A 700-nucleotide genomic window follows, 5' to 3' on the forward strand; every position below is an offset into this window, starting at 1 on the left:
CCTGCACATACTTCTACATCTGCTACGGCTATCTGTGGTTTGCTGTTGGCTTTTACTACGCCACTCGCTTCTGCTGTACATACTTTACCATTCGTCGTTAAGGTACAAGTCGCTGTATATGTTCCTTCTGCACTCACGGTGATGCTTGTGCCTGTCGCGCCTGTGCTCCATGTTACTGTTCCTGTACAGCCCGTCGCTTCCAATTTACCACTTTCGCCTGCACAGATTGTTAAGTCATTTACTGCAATGCTTGGTTTTGGTGCCGTCTCAACTTTTCCTTCTGCTGTGCCTATACATCCTTTTGATGTTGTACAAGTGGCTGTGTATGTCGTTGTTCCTGAAACTGTTGGTTTAACTGACAATGTGCTGCCACTTGGCGTGCCGCCGCCTGTCCAACTTATTGTGCCAGTACATCCTGTCGCTGTCAAGGTAGCTGTTTCGCCTAAACAGATTTTCGCAGTGTTTACTGTGATAACCGGATTTGGATTAACTGTCAATTTACCTGTTGCACTATTCACACATGTGGCATTGTTCGATGAAATCGTACACGTTGCTGTATATGAATAAGTACCGTCATTTGCTTGTGTTACTTTTAAAGTTGAACCACTTGCCCCTGTATTCCAAGTGATTGTTCCATTTGAACAGCCTGTCGCTACTAATGTCGCTTCTTTACCTGCACATACTTCTACATCTGCTACGG

General features: G+C 45.1%; 1 pseudogene. It reads right to left on the bottom strand.

Going from position 1 to position 700, the window contains the following annotated elements:
• Positions 1-700, bottom strand: a pseudogene (locus tag WAE64_RS24765) (hypothetical protein); the annotation flags it as partial.

This window comes from Emticicia soli (assembly GCF_037860775.1).
Taxonomy (GTDB): domain Bacteria; phylum Bacteroidota; class Bacteroidia; order Cytophagales; family Spirosomataceae; genus Emticicia; species Emticicia soli.